The sequence below is a fragment of the Akkermansia muciniphila genome, assembly GCF_002884975.1.
GTDB classification, from domain to species: Bacteria; Verrucomicrobiota; Verrucomicrobiia; order Verrucomicrobiales; family Akkermansiaceae; genus Akkermansia; species Akkermansia muciniphila_C.
Genome location: NZ_PJKB01000001.1, coordinates 1,000,677 through 1,021,739, shown reverse-complemented (window position 1 = coordinate 1,021,739; position 21,063 = coordinate 1,000,677). Strand labels below are relative to the sequence as shown.

General features: G+C 58.2%; 23 protein-coding genes. 8 read left to right on the top strand and 15 right to left on the bottom strand.

The annotated features are described in order from the left end of the window. Window positions 1-6: 6 nt before the first annotated feature. Window positions 7-933 (top strand): hypothetical protein, encoded by a 927-nt coding sequence (locus CXU21_RS04155; protein ID WP_146016944.1) that lies wholly within the window; start codon window positions 7-9, stop codon window positions 931-933. 27 nt (window positions 934-960) lie between these two features. Here the strand turns inward: CXU21_RS04155 and CXU21_RS04150 are convergent, their stop codons facing one another. The 3 genes from CXU21_RS04150 to CXU21_RS04140 form a co-directional block, all read right to left on the bottom strand. Further along, window positions 961-1,440 carry a hypothetical protein gene (locus tag CXU21_RS04150; protein WP_146016706.1) on the bottom strand — a complete coding sequence of 160 codons (480 nt, stop codon included), beginning with the start codon at window positions 1,438-1,440 and terminating at the stop codon, window positions 961-963. Window positions 1,441-1,524: 84 nt separating this feature from the next. Continuing rightward, window positions 1,525-2,046 (bottom strand): hypothetical protein, encoded by a 522-nt coding sequence (locus tag CXU21_RS04145; RefSeq protein WP_146016705.1) that lies wholly within the window; start codon window positions 2,044-2,046, stop codon window positions 1,525-1,527. 80 nt (window positions 2,047-2,126) lie between these two features. Further along, window positions 2,127-3,035, bottom strand: coding sequence for a hypothetical protein (locus tag CXU21_RS04140; protein ID WP_180972627.1), 909 nt, complete (start codon window positions 3,033-3,035; stop codon window positions 2,127-2,129). Window positions 3,036-3,160: 125 nt separating this feature from the next. Here CXU21_RS04140 and tsaB point away from each other — a divergent pair, with 125 nt between their 5' ends. From tsaB to CXU21_RS04125, 3 genes are all read left to right on the top strand, one after another. Further along, window positions 3,161-3,829 carry a tRNA (adenosine(37)-N6)-threonylcarbamoyltransferase complex dimerization subunit type 1 TsaB gene (gene tsaB, locus CXU21_RS04135; protein WP_180972626.1) on the top strand — a complete coding sequence of 223 codons (669 nt, stop codon included), beginning with the start codon at window positions 3,161-3,163 and terminating at the stop codon, window positions 3,827-3,829. Between the two features lie 72 nt (window positions 3,830-3,901). After that, a complete protein-coding gene (locus CXU21_RS04130) occupies window positions 3,902-5,044 on the top strand; it encodes a citrate/2-methylcitrate synthase (protein WP_102714292.1) in 1,143 nt (380 codons plus the stop codon). A gap of 79 nt (window positions 5,045-5,123) precedes the next feature. After that, window positions 5,124-5,732 carry a DUF2238 domain-containing protein gene (locus tag CXU21_RS04125; protein ID WP_102714760.1) on the top strand — a complete coding sequence of 203 codons (609 nt, stop codon included), beginning with the start codon at window positions 5,124-5,126 and terminating at the stop codon, window positions 5,730-5,732. A gap of 67 nt (window positions 5,733-5,799) precedes the next feature. Here CXU21_RS04125 and CXU21_RS04120 read toward each other — a convergent pair whose 3' ends face one another. After that, window positions 5,800-6,264 (bottom strand): tRNA (cytidine(34)-2'-O)-methyltransferase, encoded by a 465-nt coding sequence (locus CXU21_RS04120; protein ID WP_102725145.1) that lies wholly within the window; start codon window positions 6,262-6,264, stop codon window positions 5,800-5,802. 80 nt (window positions 6,265-6,344) lie between these two features. On the opposite strand from CXU21_RS04120, the gene CXU21_RS04115 reads away from it, so the two are divergent. Continuing rightward, complete coding sequence (locus tag CXU21_RS04115) at window positions 6,345-6,908, top strand: ribonuclease H-like domain-containing protein (protein ID WP_102714288.1); 564 nt, start codon at window positions 6,345-6,347, stop codon at window positions 6,906-6,908. 44 nt (window positions 6,909-6,952) lie between these two features. Here CXU21_RS04115 and smpB read toward each other — a convergent pair whose 3' ends face one another. The 3 genes from smpB to CXU21_RS04100 form a co-directional block, all read right to left on the bottom strand. Then, entirely contained in the window at window positions 6,953-7,411 is a 459-nt protein-coding gene (smpB, locus tag CXU21_RS04110; protein WP_102714758.1) for an SsrA-binding protein SmpB, read from the bottom strand. Window positions 7,412-7,525: 114 nt separating this feature from the next. Continuing rightward, window positions 7,526-7,747, bottom strand: coding sequence for a DNA-directed RNA polymerase subunit omega (locus CXU21_RS04105; RefSeq protein ID WP_102714286.1), 222 nt, complete (start codon window positions 7,745-7,747; stop codon window positions 7,526-7,528). Between the two features lie 75 nt (window positions 7,748-7,822). Next, window positions 7,823-8,389 carry a pseudouridine synthase gene (locus CXU21_RS04100; RefSeq protein WP_102725144.1) on the bottom strand — a complete coding sequence of 189 codons (567 nt, stop codon included), beginning with the start codon at window positions 8,387-8,389 and terminating at the stop codon, window positions 7,823-7,825. Between the two features lie 105 nt (window positions 8,390-8,494). Between CXU21_RS04100 and CXU21_RS04095 the strand changes: the two genes are divergently transcribed. Next, window positions 8,495-9,271: a hypothetical protein gene (locus tag CXU21_RS04095; protein ID WP_146016704.1), complete on the top strand. Its 777-nt coding sequence runs from the start codon at window positions 8,495-8,497 to the stop codon at window positions 9,269-9,271. Between the two features lie 103 nt (window positions 9,272-9,374). Next, complete coding sequence (locus tag CXU21_RS04090) at window positions 9,375-9,830, top strand: nucleoside-diphosphate kinase (RefSeq protein ID WP_102714280.1); 456 nt, start codon at window positions 9,375-9,377, stop codon at window positions 9,828-9,830. Between the two features lie 158 nt (window positions 9,831-9,988). Here CXU21_RS04090 and CXU21_RS04085 read toward each other — a convergent pair whose 3' ends face one another. The 8 genes from CXU21_RS04085 to CXU21_RS04050 all read right to left on the bottom strand — a co-directional run bounded on the left by CXU21_RS04085 (window position 9,989) and on the right by CXU21_RS04050 (window position 19,147). Continuing rightward, on the bottom strand, window positions 9,989-10,810 hold the full coding sequence (locus CXU21_RS04085) for a glycosyltransferase family 2 protein (protein WP_102725142.1): 822 nt from the start codon (window positions 10,808-10,810) through the stop codon (window positions 9,989-9,991). 8 nt (window positions 10,811-10,818) lie between these two features. Continuing rightward, complete coding sequence (locus CXU21_RS04080; protein ID WP_102725141.1) at window positions 10,819-11,763, bottom strand: glycosyltransferase family 2 protein; 945 nt, start codon at window positions 11,761-11,763, stop codon at window positions 10,819-10,821. 135 nt (window positions 11,764-11,898) lie between these two features. Then, complete coding sequence (locus CXU21_RS04075; RefSeq protein ID WP_102714274.1) at window positions 11,899-12,567, bottom strand: prepilin-type N-terminal cleavage/methylation domain-containing protein; 669 nt, start codon at window positions 12,565-12,567, stop codon at window positions 11,899-11,901. Between the two features lie 21 nt (window positions 12,568-12,588). Then, entirely contained in the window at window positions 12,589-13,857 is a 1,269-nt protein-coding gene (locus tag CXU21_RS04070) for a type II secretion system F family protein (RefSeq protein WP_102714272.1), read from the bottom strand. Between the two features lie 66 nt (window positions 13,858-13,923). Further along, complete coding sequence (locus tag CXU21_RS04065; RefSeq protein WP_102714270.1) at window positions 13,924-15,582, bottom strand: GspE/PulE family protein; 1,659 nt, start codon at window positions 15,580-15,582, stop codon at window positions 13,924-13,926. 28 nt (window positions 15,583-15,610) lie between these two features. Beyond that, window positions 15,611-17,257, bottom strand: a complete 1,647-nt coding sequence (locus tag CXU21_RS04060; protein ID WP_102714268.1) for a GspE/PulE family protein — start codon at window positions 17,255-17,257, stop codon at window positions 15,611-15,613. A gap of 211 nt (window positions 17,258-17,468) precedes the next feature. Further along, the gene (gene dusB / locus CXU21_RS04055) at window positions 17,469-18,473 is read right to left on the bottom strand and encodes a tRNA dihydrouridine synthase DusB (protein ID WP_102725140.1); all 1,005 of its coding nucleotides are present in this window, start codon (window positions 18,471-18,473) and stop codon (window positions 17,469-17,471) included. A 158-nt stretch (window positions 18,474-18,631) separates the two neighbouring features. Further along, window positions 18,632-19,147, bottom strand: a complete 516-nt coding sequence (locus tag CXU21_RS04050) for a YlbF family regulator (RefSeq protein WP_102714264.1) — start codon at window positions 19,145-19,147, stop codon at window positions 18,632-18,634. Window positions 19,148-19,587: 440 nt separating this feature from the next. Here CXU21_RS04050 and CXU21_RS04045 point away from each other — a divergent pair, with 440 nt between their 5' ends. Beyond that, window positions 19,588-20,943, top strand: coding sequence for a glycosyltransferase family 39 protein (locus tag CXU21_RS04045; RefSeq protein WP_180972625.1), 1,356 nt, complete (start codon window positions 19,588-19,590; stop codon window positions 20,941-20,943). Window positions 20,944-21,063: the final 120 nt, after the last annotated feature.

The window sequence follows — 21,063 nt, the reverse complement described above, 5'->3', positions numbered from 1 at the left end:
AAGTAGATGAAAAGGTTTATTATAACCGCCTGCTGTTGTGCAGGAGTGCTGATGGGTGCGGATATTCCCGTGAAGAACGTCCCTTATGCCGGAACCGGTTTGAAGGAGCCGTTCATCGGGCTGTCTTCCATGTCCCTGGTGATGGGGGAGCCTTTTAATTTTCTCAAGACGCATATTGACCTGTACTGCGTGTTTCCCGGCCCGGAGATGCTGGTTCCGGAGCAGCCTGAACAGGAGCTCACAGTGACTGATTCCAATGGCGTCCGCCTGAGAGTCCGTTCCGTCCGGCTGGAGGAGAAGCGGATCAGGGACAAACGCTTGAGGAAGGCGGCCATCCACATTAATTTAAAGGATGTTCCGTCCCGCGGCGCGCGCTGGATCCAGGTGAGCGGCACTCTTTTTCTCCCTTTGTGCCGTGGATTGGAGTCCCTGGATTTTGGAAAAGTGGAGTTGAAGAAGAGCGGCGTGTCCATTCCTGCGCCGGACCCCATTGCCGTACGGAGGGCTCTGGAAAATAACCGGGTGGAGATAGCGGACATGGCCCAGATGGAGACGGTGACGCTGAAAGTGACCAGGCTGGAAGGGAGCAAGCGCCATGCCCCGGCGAACGAACCGGGGGAGGAGTGGAAGTTCATGATTTATTCCGAGGTGTATGCGGAGAATATGTTCCGCGCGCAGGATTTTGTGTTTCACGATACGAAGGGCAACAGGCTGAAACCCCTTCTTACCTGCGACTATTCCCACAATGAAGACAGGGGCAAGTCTTTCCTGTTCAAGGGAGCGCCCAGGTTCATGGAGGTGGCTGTGCTGTACCAGGGGCCTTCCCGCATCAGGCCGGTTCCCGTGGATATTAAAATAGGGGTGGGCGGCGTGATGCCCGCGGCCCTTCCGGCTCCGCAGAGGGAACCCCGGCAGGATTCCCGTTCCCGCTGATTTGCCTCCGGCTGCGGCGGGGCCGCATTACCATTTCAGCAGGGTATTGCCTCCCTGGGCAAAACTTGAGAGCAGGGTGCCTGCCGCCGCGGTTTTCTGGGCTCTTGCGTTGGCCCGGCCCAGGTATTGTTCCATGTTTGCGCGGTTATGCAGGGACTGCGCGTTTCTCATGGCTTGCGCGGCTTCATCCTGAATCCGGGTTTGCAAGCGCGTGGCCAGGGCCTGTTCCGTGACAGGTACGGAACCTTCCCTCAGCAGGGAGGACTGGGCGGCGTCCAGACGGGCTTCACCCATCTGCCGGGCGGCATCCTGCTGCATGCGTTTGGCGTTTTCCATGCCCGTCTGTTTCTGGAGCTCCGCCTCGTTCCTGAGGGTGGCGGCATTGGCCTCCGCTGCTTTTCCGGTAGCGTCCGCGCTTTTTTTCTGGGCGGACGCGGAGGCCGCACCCGCTGCCGCCGACGTGGCGGCCAGCGCTATCATTCCCAAAGATGCTGGATCAAATCCCATGCGCGCATCCTGGTATGAAAAACGGTTCAGGCGCAAAACGCCTGAACCGTTTGACATGAATCAGGGTTTGGCACAGAAGAGGTATTATTCCACCACGATGCTTTCAATGTTCAGCACCGGATTTTCCGGGGTGGAATGGGGGTCAATGGTCCCGGTAATGATGACGGCGTCACGTTCCTTCAGCCCGTTCACGCCTTTGGCGGAGTGTTTGATGGGCTGGCCCTGGTCATCCACAAACTGGACGGTCATCGTATTGTTTTTCCGTATTTCCACCGGTACCGTACCGGTGGACCACACTCCCCGTTCCTTCATGTTGGTCAGAAGCTGGGCCGGGTCTCCAATGGTGAAGGAGGCAATGTTTTTTGAGAAGACCGGCTCGTCCCCAATCACCGCCCCCTTGACGGTGACCTTGTCCCCCGGGGCCGCTTTTCTGGCGTCTGAAACGACGAGAGCCCGCGGTAGCCCGACCATGTTTTCCGCGAATCTCACAGCCATTTGCTGGGTGACGTTTTGATCCGAGGTGAGGGCGTTGACGGTTTCCTTGGGGTTGCAGCCCATCACGGAAATTGCTGCTATGGTCAGGGTAATCAAATGTGCGGTGTGCATGGGAACTCCTTTTTGCTGAAAGGTTGGATTCCTTTCCACCTTCTGCCGTTCATCATTCCCGGTAAGGAAAAGAATATTTTTCACAGGAACAGCCCGGCAGCCAGCATGGCGAGGTCCCTGAGCGCATCCCAAAGCCTTTCCGCGTTCTGGACGCAGTCCGCCAGAAAGCGGTGAAGGCTTACGGCGTTGAACAGGCGCAGCAGCACCAGGAACAGAAGCAGGTTGGCAAAATAAACCAGGATAAGGGAGAAGAAAGTGCCGTTGTCCGCCAGGTCCGGCTGGTCCTTGGGGATGATCCATGCCGTCCAGAACAGGTGGAAGCACCACCAGAAGCCCAGGCCGGAGTAAAGCAGAGCCTGGCAGGTAACCGTGGGCCAGAAGATGTACGTCACCCCCCATACCAGCCCCCACAGCATGGCCCAGAGAGGCAGGAAATACGGGGAAAGGGAGATGAACAGGTTGTTTTTATCCGTCTGGATGTAGCCCCCGTCCAGGTCCGCCTTGAAGCGATGGACGGAGCCGCGGCTGCAAAGGACCGCCAGCACGTGCGTCAGTTCATGGCCCAGCACGTACAGGTACAGCAGGGAGGAGGTGAACAGCCTGCTGCTGCCCAGCACCACCCATACGGACGCTCCCAGCAGGGCATACCAAACGGGGATGGAGAAGAGGATGTTGAGGCTGCCGGAGGCATGGGCCAGCTGGTCGCACAGGGACATGGCCGTAATCAGGGCCAGAGGGAGGAGAAGGAAGGTGGCCACCGCATGCCTGATGAACCGGGTTTTGCGCGGAAGGTCCATGAAGGTGAATTCCTGGCATTCATCCTCCCAGCATTCGGAGGAGACCTGGGCGCGGTAGGTCTTGTCCCAGGCGTCACGGTTGCATTGCCTCATCATGTCGCCGAGGCTTGCCGTGGAGCGCGGCTTCCGGGCGGTTTCTGCATACCGGCGCCAATCCTGGCGGGGCGGTGTGTGTTTGGGTGCCTTGGGCATGCGGTGAGGAGGTGCGGAACCAGCATAAGGGGGCTTTTGGAGAAATGCGAACCAAATTTGCTCCTTCCGGGAACCGGAGGAAAAAATGTTTTATGCGCGACGGAACTTTCTGTATAATCCGCCGCATGCAAGATGCCCTGCTGGTTCTGGAAACTTCCTGTGCGCTGTCTTCCGCCGCGGTATGGAACGGAAAGGAACTGCTGTGTCGCGTGGACTGGAGAGCTGAGCGCAACCATTCCTCCGCCATTTTTGAGGCGGTCCGGCAGGCGCTGGATTCCCTGGAAGGCCAGCTTCTGAAGGAAATAGCGGTGGGTTCCGGTCCGGGCGCCTACGGCGGAATCCGCGTAGCGCTTGCCGTGGCGGACGGTCTTTCCCTGGTGCATGGTTCCCGCGTGGCGGCGTTCAGCTCCTGGAATGGTTTGGGCATTCATGATGATGAGGCTTTCGTGATGTCGGACGCCCGGCGCGGCGGGTGGACCTGGGGCAGGCTGGAGCATGGTTTTCTGATGGCTCCTCCGGAGGTGTTCCCCGCGGAACAGGCGCGTGCCCGTGTGGCGGAATGCCTGAAAAACGGCATCCCCGTTTATTCCACGGAAACGGCGGAAACCCTGAACGCCAGGGAGATGGCGGGCATCGTTCCGGCAGTTCCTGATGCGGAGGCGCTGGGGACCGCATGGCTGGCCCTGGCCCCGGACCGCCGGGAGGAATTTCTGAAGGGGCCGGCGGAACCTCTGTATGTAAGGGCTCCCCACATCACTTGCGCCAAACGCCCCGCCTGGGCTGTGAAGGCGTAATTAAGGTTTGACTTTCTGGAAGATTGTTAGACTTTTAATCGGTAATCCTCATCACTAGTAGCATTTTTAACCATGACCAATGACACTTCTCCGCAACAGCCCACATATCCCAAAGGTTTAAAAGGAATCATCGCCAATGAATCCGCCTTGAGTGATGTGCGCGGTGAGGAAGGACGGTTGCTGTATCTGGGCTACGATATTGATGATCTGGTGGAGATGTGCTGTTTTGAGGAAGTGGTTTACCTGCTTCTCAACAAGCGCCTGCCCAACCGGCAGGAGCTGGAAGCCATCAAGAAGCGTTTGCGTTCCGACCGTGACCTTCCCCAGCCCATTCTGGATTTCTTTAAAACGGCGACCAAATCCGCCCGGCCCATGTCCGCCCTCCGTACGGCGGTTTCCATGCTCGGCATGTATGATGACCGGACGAAGGACTCCGGCCAGTTGAAGGAAATAGGCCTCAGCCTGATTGCCAAGGTTCCTGTGATGGTGGCGTACTACTACCGTTTGTGCCAGGGGCTGGACCTTCCGCCCGTGCGGGAGGATTTGAGCGAGTCGGAACATTTCCTGTGGCTGCTGAAAGGGGAGGAGCCTAACCAGGATGAAGCCCATATTCTGGACGTGGCCTACATCCTGCATGCGGACCACGGCATGAACGCCTCCACCTTTGCGGCGCGTGTCTGCATCGCCACTCTTTCAGACATGTATTCCGCCATCACGGCGGCCATCGGCACGCTGAAGGGGCCGCTCCACGGGGGCGCCAATGAAGGCGTGATTGAAATGCTCAAGGAAATAGGCACGGAGGACAAGGTGGACTCCTACATCGAGGACAAGCTGGCGCGGAAGGAAAAGATCATGGGCATGGGGCACCGCGTTTACCGCGTGCTGGACCCCCGCGCCCCGCACCTGCGCCGCATGGCCATCCGCCTTTCTTCCAGAATAGGGGAACCCAAGTGGATCCGCATGTCGGAACGCATCGCCAAGCTGGTCCGCGAGCGCAAGGGTCTTAATGCGAACGTGGATTTTTATTCCGCCACGGTTTATTACAGCATCGGCATTCCCACCAGGCTGTTCACGGCCATTTTCTCCATTGCCCGCTGCTGCGGCTGGGTGGCCCAGGTGCTGGAACAGATGGAGGACAATACGCTGTACAGGCCGCTGACTCTCTACACGGGCCCCAAGGACCGCATTCCTGTTCCTACTATTGATATGCGGTAACAAGGTTTTTTAACGGAAAAGGCGCTGGATGTTTATCTCCGGCGCCTTTTTTGCATCATCCTCTCTCCCTTTCTCTCCCATGAAAAACTATCCGTTCTACCTGCTGTCCGTATTCTCCCTGTTGTTCATTGTTCTGGGTATTTCCCCCAGCTCCCGTTCCGTCTGGGTGGCGGAGGTGATTCCCGTGGTACTGGTGGTGGTTTTCCTGGCGGCGGGATTCCGGAAATTCCGTTTCAGCAACTGGTCCTATACGCTGATGTTTTTCTGGCTGGCGTGCCACACGGTGGGCGCGCATTACACTTTTGCGGAAGTGCCCTTTGAATGGTTCCGGGAACTTGTCGGAGCGCACCGGAACCCCTTTGACCGCGTGGCTCATTTTACAGTGGGGTTTTATGCCTTCCCCGTGGCGGAATACCTGGTGCGCAGGCAATATGCGGGGAAGGTGCTTGCTGGGATTTTCGGGCTCTTCTTCGTGATGGCTGTAGCTGCTTCCTATGAGATCATTGAATGGCAGTACGCGGTCATCGTGGGCGGGAATGACGCCAATGACTTTCTCGGCTCCCAGGGAGACATCTGGGACGCCCAGAAGGACATGTTCTGCGATACCTGCGGAGCCGTGGCCGCCTTGGTGCTCTTTTACCTGGTGCGCCCCTGGCGCCGGAAGGGCGCGGATTCCATTTCCTCCTGATCCGGGTATTCATGTCCCGTGACCGCCAGGGGGGCGCGGCAGTAGGAAGGCCCTTCCGTTTTACGTATTAAATGCCGGCCTGGCGCAGCCCTTCATAAAGGACGATGGCTACGGCGGTAGAAAGGTTCAGGCTGCGGGAGCCTTCCCCGGGCATGGGAATGGTCAGGGCCGTATCTGCATGTTCTTTCAGCAGGCTTTCCGGCAGGCCGCGGGATTCCGGGCCGAAGACAAGGTAATCCCCCTCCCGGAGTTCCGCATCCCAGTGGGAGCGGCGCGCCTTCGTGGTCAGGTACCAGAATCGCGCGCCGGGGTCCGCTGCCTGCTGGAGCTCCTCCAGGCTTTCCCATACGCGGAGGTCCACTTTGGCCCAGTAATCAAGGCCTGTGCGGCGCACGTGCTTTTCATCCAGGCTGAACCCCAGCGGCCTGACCAGGTGCAGCCTGGACCCCGTAGCCAGCGCCAGACGCCCGGCCGCCCCCGTGTTATGCGGAATTTCCGGATGGAACATGACGATGTGGAAACGGGGCTGCATGCGCCTATTCTCACCACAAACGCGCCTTCCGTTCAAGTGAGACTTGTCCAAAAGTGGCAAATCATGTACGTTTTCTTCCGATGAGAGACATCGTGTATTTTGACTTGGAAACCCGTCATTCCGCGGCGGAGGTGGGCGGCTGGCACAATACGGCGGACATGCGCGTTTCCGTGGGCGTGACTTACTCCACGGCCTCCGGCAAGTACACGATTTATTCCGAGGAGATGATTGATGACCTGATCCTTCAGCTCCGCCAGGCCGACCTGGTGGTTGGGTACAATCACGAGCATTTCGACTACGGCGTGCTTCAGCGCTATACGATGTGGAACATGGTGGACATCACCAACAATCTGGACCTTTGCAAGGACATCGAACAGCGGGGAGGCGTGCGCGTCAAGCTGGATTCCGTGGCGGCCGCTTCCATCGGTTCTTCAAAAACGGCCGTAGGGACCCAGGCCCTCAAGTGGTGGGCGGAGTACGTGCAGACGGGCAATACGGATATACTGATGGAGATTGCCCGCTACTGCTGCTTTGACGTGAAGGTGACGCGGGACGTGCACTGGTACGGGGCAGAGCACGGTTTCATCCGTTATGATGACAAGAAAGGCGGTACGGTGGAACTGCCTGTAGACTGGAAGCTGTAAGGAACGCCACCGGAAAGAGGGGGACCGTTCAGACGCCGTTTGAATTAGCGGCGGTTGATGCGCGCCACTTCCCGCTGGGCTTCCCGCATTTCCACGCGGGCTTTCAGGTCATAGCGCTGGTCGCGGTGGGTCTTGCCCTTGCCCAGGCCCAGAGCCAGCTTTACCTTGCCGTTTTTCCAGTACAGCTTCAGGGCTACCAGGGAGCACCCTTTCTGGGAGGTCTGTTGTTCCAGTTTGAAAATTTCCCGTTTGTGGAGCAGCAGGCGGCGCGGGCGGCGGGACTGGTGCTGGAAGAATTCTCCGGCGGTTTCCCACGGCTGGATGTCACAGCCGTACAGGAGCATCTGGCCGTTTTCCACCCTGGCGAAGGAATCCGCTATGTTCACCTTCCCGGAGCGGATGGATTTTACCTCCGTTCCCTTGAGCTCCATGCCGCATTCGTAGGTGTCCAGGATTTCATAATCCCGGCGGGCTTTTTTGTTGGTGGAGATGTCGGAACTCATGGTTGAGGGGGGGAGGGATGAAAAGGCCCCGGACTGGAAGAGCCGGGGCCTGGTTGAAATGGGATGTTCCGTGCGGAAATCCGGGCCGGAACGGCAATAGGGAGAGGAGGTTTTTTACTGGTTGCCTTCTTCGAGACTGTCTGACTCTGCATGGTAGACGAGCTTGCCTTCAACGATCTCCGTCAGGGCAATGTTCGCGTTACCCATGTGGGGGGTGGTGGGAACCAAGGGAGCGCGGCCATTATTGAGCTGGGCGACGCGGCGGGAAACCACGTTGATCAGCATCTGGGGCTCGGAAATGATTTTGGAGGCTTGTTCGACGAGTTCGGCTTTCATGTAAAAATGTTTGGATAGGATCTCCTGATGCGGAAAGACATATAAAGGCTCCCCCTGCCCATAAGCAAGCCTATATTACGGCATGAGCTCCCTTCGTTCACGGGGAGTCAGCTCCTTCCATGAGCCTGGTTCCAGTCCGTCCAGCGGGAACCCGCTTATCCCGGCGCGCAGAAGCCGGAGCGTGGGAAAGCCGATGGCGGCGGTCATGCGCCGCACCTGGCGGTTTTTACCCTCCACCAGAGTCAGTTCCAGCCAGGAGGTGGGAATGGCGGCGCGGTAGCGCACGGGGGGATTCCGGGGCGGCACGTCCGGCTCCCGGTTCATGAGGCTCACCCGGCAGGGGAGCGTGCGGTAGCCCCGGATGGAGAGCCCGCCGCGTTCCAGAGGGAGCAGGTTCGCGGCGGATGGGATGCCTTCCACCTGGCTCCAGTAGGTTCTGGGATGACGGTTGGCGGGGTTCAGGAGGCGGTCCACCAGGGCTTTCTCATCAGACAAAAGGAGCAGGCCTTCAGAATCCGCGTCCAGCCTGCCGACGGGATACACGCCGGAGGGAAAGCCGAATTCCGCCAGTGTCCGGTGGTGGGGCGCTTCCCGCGTGAATTGGGAGAGGACCCCGTAAGGTTTGTTGAATGCCAGAATCATGCCGTGCGGGGCAAATATAACATGTGCCTCCGTCCCTGGCACGAGAAATTGAAGCGGCTTGACTTGTCCCCGCCGGGAAAGGAAAGTACCTCCATGCATATAAAAATGGCAGGTTGTCTTCTGATGCTGGCGTGCTGCGTGCCCGGCTGGGTTCAGGCAGCTCCGGATGCGGGGGAGGTGAAGGCGAAAATCGCGCGTAAAATCTGGCAGAACGAATGCGCCGGAACCGTCAGGGGGCTGGTTTCCTGGAACAGGGGTGAGGCATTCCCCTCCCTGGGCATCGGGCATTTCATCTGGTTCCCCGCCGGGGTCACGGAAAGGTTTGAGGAAAGCTTCCCTTCCTTTGTCCAGTTTTGCCGGAAAAGGGGCGCCCGCGTGCCGGAATGGTTTTCCGGCGCGGCCCCATGGCGCACCAGGAGGGAGTTTGAAGCGGCGGACGTCCGCGGCGGCCTGCCGGAACGGATGCGGCAGTGGCTGGCCAGCCCTGCGGCCCTTCAGATGCAGGCGGATTTTATCATCAGCAGGTCCGTGGCCGCCCTGGGCCGCATCAGGAGCCAGTCCCGGCGTCCGGCGGAGATGGCGGCACGGTATAATGCCGTGGCGATGGCGCCCAACGGCATGTACGCGCTGATTGACTACGTGAATTTCAAGGGGGAGGGGACCAATCCCGCAGAAAGGTACCGCGGCCAGGGCTGGGGGCTCATGCAGGTGCTGGAGGAAATGCGCCCCGCCGCTCCGGGGCAGCCTGCGGCGGCGGAGTTTGCGGAGGCGGCCAAAAGGGTGCTTCAGCGGCGCGTGGACAACAGTCCGGCGGGGCGCGGGGAGGCGCGCTGGCTTGCCGGATGGAAGAACCGGTGTGATTCCTACAAGAGAAACCTGTGACGAATTCCTTGCCCGGCGGAAAAGACCAGCTGCGCAATTATCCTTGACCTGCCGGAGATTAGGGTGTAATTCCCTCACTTCATCCTGAAACTTCGCTAATTTTATGCCAAACACTCAAGAAGAAACAACGCTGGTTCTGCTCAAACCCGATTGCGTGCGGAAAAACCTTTCCGGCACCATTTTAAAACGTTTTTTGTCCGAAGGGTTTCGCCTGCGCGGCATTAAGATGATCCAGCTTGACGAGCCCGTGCTCCGGGAGCATTACTCCCATATTCTGGACCTTGTGGTCAACGGGGAACTGCTGTTCCCGAAACTGCTTGATTTCATGACCAGCTCCCCGGTTATCGCCATCGCCCTGAAGGGGCCGGGCGTGATCGTGCGCGTGCGTGAACTGCTGGGGCCCACCAACTCCCAGAAGGCGCAGAAAGGCACCATCCGCGGTGATTATGGAACGGACAGCATGATGAACATCTGCCATGCTTCCGACAGCCGCGAATCAGCCGCCGTGGAACTGGTACGGTTCTTCCGTGAAGAAGAGCTGTTTGACAGCCTTAACTGAGGCTTTGCCTTTTTTACCTCCGGTTTGCAAGAGCCGCGGCTTGATAAGGCTGCGGCTCTTGCCGTGCCGGGGGATAAACCCCGCAGAAGGATGGGGGCCATGGGGCAGGCATGTCCTGCGGCCGCAGGGAAGGGAGGGGGAGACCGGAAAAAGGCAAATTACTTTTCCCAGGGAGTGGCCAGGTACAGGAAGGCTTTTTTCATCCGGTAGGCCTCCCGCATCAGGCCGTCCAGGATATTGTTGCAGCTATGCCTGGAAAAGGAATAACCGTAAACGCGCTTGATGGCTGCGTCCTCGCTGTGCTGCTTCTGGCGCTTTAACTCGGCGTCCATGTCCCGGAGTTCCACATTGGGGGCGCTCAGGTTGCCGCCGTGCCAGCGGAAATCCGCCAGCAGCCTGTTATAATGGACAAACTTCTTTCCGGCGCGGCCCAGGCGGGCGTAATACTCCCCGTCCATGTCGTAGTGGAACCGTTCGTCCAGCAGGAATCCTTCTTCAATCGTGGTGCTCCTGCGCAGGAACAGTGCGGTGGAGGCCAGGTACGTGCCGTACCAGATATGCATGTTAAGGCTGTAGGGAAGGGCTTTCATGGGCCGCTGGACGGTCCCGTCCGCATCAATGAAGTTCCAGGCCCCGTGCACGATGTCCGCCTCCGGGCGGGAATCCGCGAAGGCCTTGACAGCCGCCAGGGCGCCAGGCAGCAGCCTGTCGTCCGTATTCAGCCACATGACCCACTTGCCGCGCGCCCTCCGGAAGCCGCGGTTAATGCCCTCCGACATGCCGGAATCCTTCTCCACATGCAATTTCAGGTGCGGGTAGGAGTTCAGGATGTCCAGCGTTCCGTCTGTGGAGCCGGCGTCCTGGATGATGTGCTCAAACGTGGCGCCTTCCTGGTTCCTGACGCTTTCAATGCACTCCCGCACATAATCGGCGTAATTGTAGCTGGGCGTGACGATGCTGAAATCCGGCTCGGTATCCATGGAAAATTTTATTTGGAGGGACTGATGGAGCGTTCCCTGGCGATGTAGATGGGGCGTTTTTTGACCTCCGTATAGGTCTTGGCCAGGTACTGGCCCAGGATGCCCAGGCACAGCAGGACAATGCCGCCCATCAGGCAGAAAACGCAGACCATGGAAGTCCAGCCGTAGGCGGAGTGGGGCCAGATCAGTTCCCGGACCGTCAGCGCGATGATGGCAAGGAAGGAGATGAAGGAAAGCATGACCCCCATGATGGAGGCCAGGGCCAGGGGGGCTGTGGAGAAGGCCACAATGCCTTCAATGGAGTACAGGAACAGTTTGAAGAAAGACCATTTGGTCTCTCCCGCCACCCGTTCCACATTCTCATACTCAAACCATTTGGTGCGGAAACCCACCCATTCGTACAAGCCTTTGGAAAAGCGGTTGTACTCCTTCAGGGAAAGCAGGGCTTCCAGCACGGGGCGCGTCATCAGCTTGTAATCCCGGGCGCCGTCCACGATGTGGGTGTCCGATATCCGGTGAATCGTCTTGTAAAAGGCGCGTGCAAAGAAAGAGCGCAGCGGCGGTTCCCCCTTCCGGGTGACGCGGCGCGTTCCGGCGCAGTCGTACCCTTCCTCGGCAATGGCTTTCACCATCTCCGGAAGCAGGGACGGGGGGTCCTGAAGGTCCACGTCCATGACGGCTGCATAATCCCCCGTGGCCGCTTCCAGCCCCGCGTAAATAGCCGCTTCCTTCCCGAAATTGCGGGAAAAGGAAATAAACTTCACCTCCGGAGAATGTTCCGCCAGCTCCTTGATGATCTCCAGGGTACGGTCTGTGGAGCCGTCATCCACAAAGATAAGTTCCGGGGCATATCCCTCCAGGTGCTCCTTGAAAACCCGGTCCACCTCTTGTTTGAACGCCGGAATGGCCTGTTCCTCATTCAGGCAGGGAACGATCAGGGAAATTCGTTTCATGGCAGTGCCCGCATCATACGCCAGAGGCTTTCCGGATGCCAGAAAATAGTGCCCTGTACGCAGAGCAGCCTTTCCTCCGCAAGGGCGGGAGGGAAGGCTGCTGAAAAAGGCGTGGCGCGCGGAAAAACGGAAGGATCAGAACTTCGGCAGGTTGCCTATGTCATCCTCGTTTTCAGGGGCGTGCGGGTCTTTCAGGTCACTGTCACTGTCCTTTCCGAAGGACCAGAAATCGTAATCCGGATTCATGCCGTTCCCCATTTTCAGGTTCTTTGCGCTGGCGGATTTGGAGGGAATGGCTTGCTCGCTGCCCAGGCGGTAGCGGTAGGGTGACCCCCACGGGTCCGCCAGGATGTAAAGCGTGACGGGCCTGCCGTCCTTGCCCTTCACATGGACCTCCCGGACGGTCGGGTTGCTCTTGGGCTGGGTGGCGGGATTCAGCTCATCATTATAAATGGTGGTATCCCTGGAAGGCATGCCTTCATTCTTGTGGTCGCCGAAGAGGGCCATGTACACGACATTGGAGCTGTACTCCTCGCCGTTCGCCACAGCTACTCCGTGGTTGTTGAAGGGGGCTTCCGTACCGTAGGGGTAGCGGTCATGGTCGCTGTGGTAGCTTTCCAGCCCCATTTCAATCTTGCGGACAATGGACTCCGTGGCCTGCTCGTTCTTCCTGGTTTCAAGCCAGGTGTAGATGGAGATGGTCAGCGTGGCAAGCACCACGATGATGACCATCACCACCAGGATTTCCATGAGGGTGAAGCCCTGTGCCGCCCGGAGGCGGCTGTATGCGGAGCGAATCTTCATCTGGTCTGCTTTGGAGGAGGGTTAACCCATTTTCTCAATGACCTGCAGAAGAGGCAGGAACATGGCGAACACGATGCCGCCCACAACTACGGCCAGGAACACGATCATGATGGGTTCCAGCATGGAGGTCATGGCCCCCACGGCGTTATCCACTTCATCATCGTAAACGTCCGCAATCTTGAGGAGCATGTCCGGAAGCTGGCCGGTTTCTTCACCCACGTCCACCATGGAAATCACCATGGGCGGGAAAAGCTTGGAGGAGGACATGGGCGTGACGACGGATTCCCCTTCCTTCACGGAATCATGGATAAGGCCGATGGCGTCCCCCACGATCATGTTTCCGGCAGTGTCCTTGGTGATGGTGAGGGCCTGGAGAATGGGGACGCCGGAAGTGACCAGCGTGCCGAAGGTACGGGCGAAGCGGGCGATGGCGCTTTTGCTCTGCACGTTGCCGATGACGGGCATGGTCAACAGGGCCGTGTCAATCTTGCGGCGTCCGTTGGGCGTCTTGCTCATGGCCGTGAAGACGGCGTACAGGATGGCGATGACGGCGGCCAGAATAACGGCATTCGGCACGAAGAACGGAGCGGCCATGAACCAGTCACTGAGGCCGAACACGAACTCGGAAATGGCGGGAAGCTCACTGCCCTGTTCCGCGAACATGGCTTTGAACTTGGGAACGATGACCAGCATCAGGAAGATCACGATGCCTACCGCAATGAACAGGACGATGGAGGGGTACACCATGGCGGTGATCACCTTGCTCTTCAGTTTCTGCGCCTTTTCCTGGTATTCCGCCAGGCGGTTCAGCACTACTTCCAGCACACCGCCCAGTTCACCGGCCTTTACCATGTTCACGAACAGGCGGTCAAAGATCCTGGGGTGCTGGGCCAGGGCTTCCGAGAAGGTGGAGCCCCCCTGAACGGAATCGCCCAGGGCTTCAATGGTCACGCGCAGGTTGGGGTTGGCTTCCTGCTTGGCCAGCACGTTCAAGCTTTGGAGCAGGGGGAGCCCTGCGTCAATCAGGGTGGCCAGCTGGCGGGTGAAAATCATCAGGGCCTTCGCCTTGATCCTGCCGCCCAGCTTGCCTTTTTGTCCTTTGGCTCCCTTGGCCTTCTTCTTGGCGGCGGGAGTTTGCTGGATCTTGCCCTTGCCCGCTTCTACGATCTGGGTGGGGTACAGGCCATGCGCCCGGATGGATTCCATGGCCTCCGCTTCGGAATTGGCCTCCAGGGTACCCGTTTTCTGGTCGCCTTTATGGTCAAGTGCTGTATATTGATATTTAGGCATATATGTGGTGTTTTAAGTGTTTTCTGCTTGGTGGTTGAAATGGGGGGTGCGGTGCAGGTCTGTCCATTAAGTGTACTTCAGCACTTCTTCAATGGTGGTATTGCCGCTGTAAATGTTTCTCAGACCGTCTTCACGCAGGGTGGACATGCCCATTTCAATGGCTTTCTGCTTCAGCACCACGGAGGGGGCGCGGTCCGTGATCATATCCCGCAGGGTATCGTTGATATCCAGCAGTTCGTAAATCCCCTGCCGGCCCTTGTAACCGGAGTTGGAGCACTTGTCACAACCCCGGCCCGTGTAGAAGTGCTTGTCCCCCAGTTCATAGGGAGAAACGCCCAGCTGGGAGAGGATAGTGGAGGAAGGTTCATACGGCGTACGGCAGTCCGGGCAGATGGTGCGCACCAGGCGCTGGGCCAGCACCCCTTCCAAGGAGGCGGCCACCAGGAAAGGTTCGCAACCCATGTCCACCAGGCGGGTCACGGCTCCGGCGGAGTCGTTCGTGTGCAGGGTGGAGACCACCAGGTGACCCGTCAGGGACGCCTGAATGGCGATCTGGGCAGTAGCCATGTCACGCATTTCCCCCACCATGATGCGGTCCGGGTCCTGTCGCAGGAAGGCGCGGAGAACCATCGGGAAATCCAGGCCGATGGCTTCATTGATCGGAATCTGGATAATGCCGTCAATGTCGTATTCCACGGGGTCTTCCGCCGTCAGAACCTTGGAATCAATGGTGTTGATTTCCCGCAGGGCGGCGTACAGCGTGGTGGTCTTGCCGGCGCCGGTGGGACCGGTGACGATGAAAATGCCGTTTGGCTTGTGGACCGTATCCAGGATATATTCATGAATATGCTTGGGCAGGCCCAGGTTGTCCAGGTTCAGGTTGACGGAGGAGCGGTCCAGCACGCGGAGCACCACGGATTCACCGTACTGGGTGGGGAGGGAGGAAACACGCATGTCCACCGAACGGTTGCCCACCTGCTTGACGATTCGCCCGTCCTGCGGAACGCGGCGTTCCGCGATGTTCATGTTCGCCATGACCTTGACGCGGGAAATGACCGGCACGGACAGGTGCACGGGCGGGGGCTGCATTTCATACAGGGAGCCGTCCACGCGGTAGCGGATCTTGAATTCCTTTTCAAAGGGCTCAAAGTGAATGTCGGAAGCCTTTTCCTTAATAGCCTGCGTAATGACCAGGTCCACAAAGCGGATGACGGGAGCCGCGGCGGAGTCTTCCGTCTCATTGTTGACCTGCATGCTGTTGAGTTCCTGCATCAGGTCCGTCATGGCGGCGGATTCCCCGCCGTACAGCTCATTGATGCGTTCGGATATCTGGTAGTCCGGAGCGATCAGGACGTGGATATCCTGGCCCAGGGCGAAGCGCAGGTCTTCCACCGTCTGCGGATTCAGGGGATCCACCAGGCAGACGTACAGGCCTTCCGGACCGTGCCGCACGGGCAGGGCTCCGTGCAGGCGCACGAGCGTGGCCGGCATCATGTTCTGCACGTTCGGGTCCGGTTTGAAATTGTCCAGCGTAATGAATTCCGTGCCCAGGTCGCTGGCGATCATCTGCCAGATGTCGTCCTTGCTGCCGATGATGCCGAAATCCGCGAGCACTTCCGGCAGTTCCTTGCCGGAGACGGTCATTTCCTCCTTGATATCCTTCGCCAGGGATTTGTCGATCATTCCCCGGCCGATGAAAAGTTCCAGTGTAAGATTGGTGTCCATAATAATCAGAATGAATTGCGGGGAAAAATCAGTTGGCGTCTCCCATGGTGACATTGAGAACTTCTTCCGGAGAAGTGAGCCCGGCCAGCACCTTGCGCACGCCGTCTTCTCTCAGGGTTCTCATGCCGAGTTCCCGGGCGCGCTTGCGCAGCTGGGGGGAGGTCAGGTTCTCGTTGATCATGCGGCGCACTTCGTCGTCGATCTCGAAAATTTCAAAAAGGCCCATTCGTCCCTTGAACCCGCCGCCTCGGCAGAAGTCACAGCCGTGGGGAGCCTTGATCTGCCCCGGAGTAAGGCGGGACATGTCAATGTTCAGCGTATGCGCCTGCTTCTCCGTCAGCACGCCGTCCACCTTGCAGCGGTCGCACAGCTTGCGGACAAGGCGCTGGGCCATGATGGCGCGCACGGCGGAAGCGATCAGGAAGCGCTTGATGCCGATGTCCGCCAGACGGGCCACGGCGCTGGGAGCGTCATTAGTGTGAAGGGTGGAGAACACCAGGTGCCCCGTCAGGGAGGCGTTGATGGCGATGCTGGCCGTTTCCATGTCTCGAATTTCCCCGATCATGATGATGTTGGGGGCCTGGCGGAGCATGGCGCGCAGGGCTGCGGCGAAGGTCATGCCGATGTCCGCTTTCACCATCACCTGGTTGATGCCGGAGAGCTCGTATTCCACGGGGTCTTCCACCGTGATGATCTTTTTATCCGGGCGGTTGATGTGGTTCAAGCACGCGTAAAGGGTAGTAGTCTTACCGGACCCGGTGGGGCCCGTTACCAGGATGATGCCGTCCGGCAGGGTGATGAGGCGGTCAAACACGGCTTCATCATCAGAGAAGAACCCGAGCTGGGGAAGGCCCAGCACCAGGGCTGATTTGTCAAGAATACGCATGACGATGCTTTCCCCGTGGTTGCTGGGGACGGAAGACACACGGAGGTCAACCTGCTTGCCGCCAATGTTCATCTGGATTCGTCCGTCCTGGGGCATGCGCTTTTCCGCAATGCTCATGGTAGTGCTCATCACCTTCAGGCGGGCGATGATGGGGCTGAGCAGCTTCTTGGGGTGGGTGGCTACTTCCACCAGCTTGCCATCCACGCGGTAGCGGATGCGGAGCCGGTTTTCCATGGGCTCAATGTGAATGTCGGACGCCCGCATTTTGAAGGCGTCCGTCAGCATCTGCTGCACCAGGCGGATGATGGGGGCGTCACCGTCTTCCCCCTCAATGCCGGCGGCGTCTGCCGGAACGGTCAGGTCACGGTAAAATTCCTTCAGGCGGCTTTCCACCGCGCTGTGGGTGGCTACGCTGAAAATAATGTCGCGCCCCATCAGCTGGGGCAGGCTGTCCATGGTCTCCAGGTTCAGCGGGTCGTCAATGGCGATATTAACGGAAAAACCATCGTCGGAAATGGGAATAGCCCGGAACCGCCGCGCCAGCTCCGGCGTGATCAGTTCACGCACTTCCTGGGGAATATGCATGGGCCCCAGGTCCACGACGGGCAGCAGGGAATTGGACGCCGTCACCTGGGCAATGACGTCTTCCGTAAGATAATTGGCCTGGATAAGAAAATCAACCAGGTCCTGGGTGGGAGATTTTTGACTGCGCGCGTATTGAAGAATCTCTTCATTCAGATAGCCGGCCTGCGTAAGAAGTTCGATGAGATATGATTCGTTGGAGTACACGTCGATCTCTGGAGTCTATGGTTGGAAGTCTGCCGAAACGGAGCGGCAGGATACTCCCCTATTTCTGACAGGTTCGGGCCGTAAAGTCAACTTAGCTTCCCTCAAAAGGGCATTTTTTTTCAGGAGGAAGCGGAGGAAGGGAAGAGGAAATTCCAATGCACGCCGCTTTACAGGCTGTAGAATATCCTGGCGGGCAGGAGTTCCCTTTCCCTCAGGACCGCTGGCGCGGCATGGCGGAGAGCAGGTCCTCCAGTTCCGCCATGCTGGAGACGCGCACCAGGCGCGCGCGCATTTCCTTGGCGCCGGGAAAGCCCTTGGTATAAGCCAGGATGCGTGACCTCATGTGGCGCATGGTATGCAGTTCATCCCCGTAATGGCCGGAATCCAGGGCCATGCGGGTATGGCGCAGGATCAGGGCCGTTTTCTCCTGCGGGTCCCTGGCCGGGGGCATGGCTCCGTGCAGCAGGTAATACCTGGAGTCTCCGAAAATCCATGGGTTCTCCATGGCCGCCCGGCCGATCATCACGCCGCTCACGGCTGTGTTTTCCTTCACATAGGCCACCCCCTGCGGGGTGGAAATATCTCCGTTCCCGATAACGGGAACGGAGATGGCCCGCGCGCATTCGTCAATAATGTCCCAGTTGGCTGTACCGGAATATTGCTGGGAGCGGGTGCGCCCATGGATGGTCACCATGGAAATGCCCTCCTCCTCCAGCAGGTGGCATGCGTCCATGGCGCACAAATTCTGGAAATCCCAGCCAATGCGTATTTTGGCTGTGACGGGAATGCGGTCTCCTACCGCTTTTACCACCCCCGCAGCCACAGAGGCCAGCAGGGGCAGGTCTTTCAGCAGGGAGGAACCTCCATTCTTGCCCACTACCTTGGGAACCGGGCAGCCGAAATTGATGTCAATGAAATCCGGCTTCTCATGGTCCAGAATGATCCGGGCGGCTTCTCCCATGTGCTCTCCGTCCGCGCCGAAAAGCTGAATGCCTATGGGGCGGTGGGCGTCCTCTATCTTCGTGTACCGGCGGTTTCTTTCCCATGCCTGGAGAATGCCTTCCGCAGAGACAAACTCCGTGACCATCACATCAGCCCCCAGTTCCTTGCAAATAGTGCGGAAAATAGGGTCCGTCACCCCGGCCATCGGGGCCAGGAACAAGGGGAAATCCGTCTTAAAAAACGGAAGGGAAGTTGTGCGGCTGGAAAAAGTCATGATTCCTTAGAATGAGGCTACCACGCCCCCATATCCCGTTCAAGCGTCTTGCCCGTCCTGACAGAGAAAGAAGGATGTTCTGAGGCAGCTCCGGAAATAGAAAAACGGCTTCACTCCCGGAGTGAAGCCGTTTGGCGGCAAATTGAAAGATCGTCGTTTTAGTGGTGGCCGCAACCGCAGCCGCCGTCCTTGTGATCGTGGTCATGATCGCAATTGCCGTCGCAGTCGCAGCTATCCTTGTCGCAGCTGCCGCCGCAGGAGCAGGAAGATTCGGAGCTCATCGCGCGCTGGCGGGCTTCTTCAATTTCTTCCGGAGTGGGGGCGTGGCCGAGATCAATGGACATGCCCAGGTACTGGTTGATGGTATTCAGGAGTTCGTCGATGGTCTGGCGCGCTTCCAGGAAGCCGCGTGCTGCGTCGTTCTTGATCACATTTTCACGCAGGGAATCAAACTTGGCAATTTCTTCTTCCGTGGGCGGCATGCCGGCCAGGTGCTTGTTGCGCAGTTCTTCACCGTAGGCGTTCACTTCTTCAAAAAGCTTGGTTGCCTCCGGGTTCTGGAAAAAGAGGCCGATTTTTGCCTTGGCGGCCACAACCTGGTCTTCCTTGGCAAGCATGTTGCAAAGGGCTTCCGTGGCAGTGCGCAGGTTGTCATTGAGAACGGGGGTATTCATATGAAATCCATTCAATCATGGCTTTCAAGGCAGGGCAACCCGGTTGCGAGGCATGGCGTGCATTTTCGTGTCAGGGCGTCCGCGGATTAGGAATCCGAAGTCAATATTACTTTTTCATAACAAATACATTTCTCCAATCCTTTCCACTATTTTCCCGTATATTGCCGCTGAGTGAAATATTTGTTAGAAAATACGCATAAATTCTTGATTATAATATATTTTTGTTTACTTTATCCCTTGTTGGTCATCACATCCGGATTCCTAATCCGCACAATCCCGTTGTTGTTCAGCCTATGACAGGAAAAAATGATCCCGCAGCTACCTTGGGGTGGAACATTCCGTTAGCGCTTCTTATTTGGTCCGTTATAGTGGTGGGAGCGTGTTCGGATACGTCCCCCTTGTACTCCTTTTATCCTTCTCCGGACCCTTCCATTTTCTTCATGTTCGGACGCGGGCTTCTCCACGGTCTTCTCCCCTATGTGGAAATGGCGGACAGCAAGGGCCCTCTGCTGGTTTGGATCTATTATGCCGCCGCCTGGATTGACGGACACTCTTTTGCCGGAATATTCCTCATCCAGTGCGTGACCCTTTTTACTACGCTTTTACTGGCTTGCAGGACGGCGCGTTTTTATCTGTCACGGCGCGGCAGCCTGCTGGCTTCCATGCTGTTGTGCCTGTTTCTGTTTGATTCATTCCCCTTCCAGCGCGGGGGCGGGGTGGAGGAATTGTGCTGGCCGGGGATGGCCGCCGTGGTTTACGGGCTGGTGCGGTATTTCCGGATGCGGGACAGGCGCAGCCTGCTGTTTCTGTTCGGTGTGGCCGGGGTATTTGCCGGGGCCGCCTTCATGATGAAATTTTCCATAGCCTTTCCCGTGTGCGCCTTAACCGGGGTCTTGTGCCTGTGGCTGTGGTGGAACGGGCGGAGAAAAGAGGCCGCGGCGGCTCTGGGGATGACGGCAGCGGGGTTCCTGGCCGTGGTGGTTCCCTGTTCGGCTTGGCTGGTATCGCACGGCGTTTGGAAAGAAGCGATGAATGAGTACCTGCTGTGCTCCGTGCGTTATGGAACGGTGGCCCAGGAGACCACGTGGTGGGCCAAACTACTAAGGCCGGCTCCGGTCCGCTGCCTGTCCGACGTACTGATGTGGGCAGCCATCATCTGGGCTCTGGCGATAGCGGGCTGGCGTCAATTAAAAACGCAAAAGGCGTTCCTGTTCACGGCCCTGCTGTATATCTTCTTTAAGGTGGAGATGTTCAGCGTGTACAATTACTATTATAATTCCATCCTTTCACCCATGATGATCTGGGTGGCTATCTTCTTTGTAGCTCAGGCGGAACGGCGCTTTTCCCTGCGCATGCCGCGGATGGCGGCCGCAACGCTGGCAATCGTCTGCCTCACGGGGGCCGGAGTGGCTGCCGGGCTGACGGGCGCCGTCCGGAAAGGAGACTTTGTCTGGAACGGCAGGGAACTGCATTCCCCCGCCGTCCGGGAACGGCTGGCCTCTTTTTCCGGAGCCTCCGTCCTGTATCTGGGCTGGCTGGACAGGGGCTTCGGCATTACCTGGGACTGGAAGCCGTGCGGAAGATACTGGTTCCTTCAAAACTTCCCGTCAGAAGAAATGGTCAGGGAGCAGTATGATTACATTGAGCAGGGCATACCGGATATCATCCACACCAGTTCACGGGATGATGAATCTTTTCTGCGGCAGCACGGTTATAAGCCTTTGATGCCGGAACTAGACGGGGGATTCTGGTGCCGGGTGTCGCACGCGGAAAACGAGTCTTCCCCTGAGGAATAAAAAAGAGTGTCCCATGAACAGGAGGGACCTTGAAAAATGGGAAATGACAGTTTCCGGTTCTTGATGCGCTTTGAACAGTTTTTTAGCGATTGATGGTCTATTTCAGAGAGGTGCTTCGTT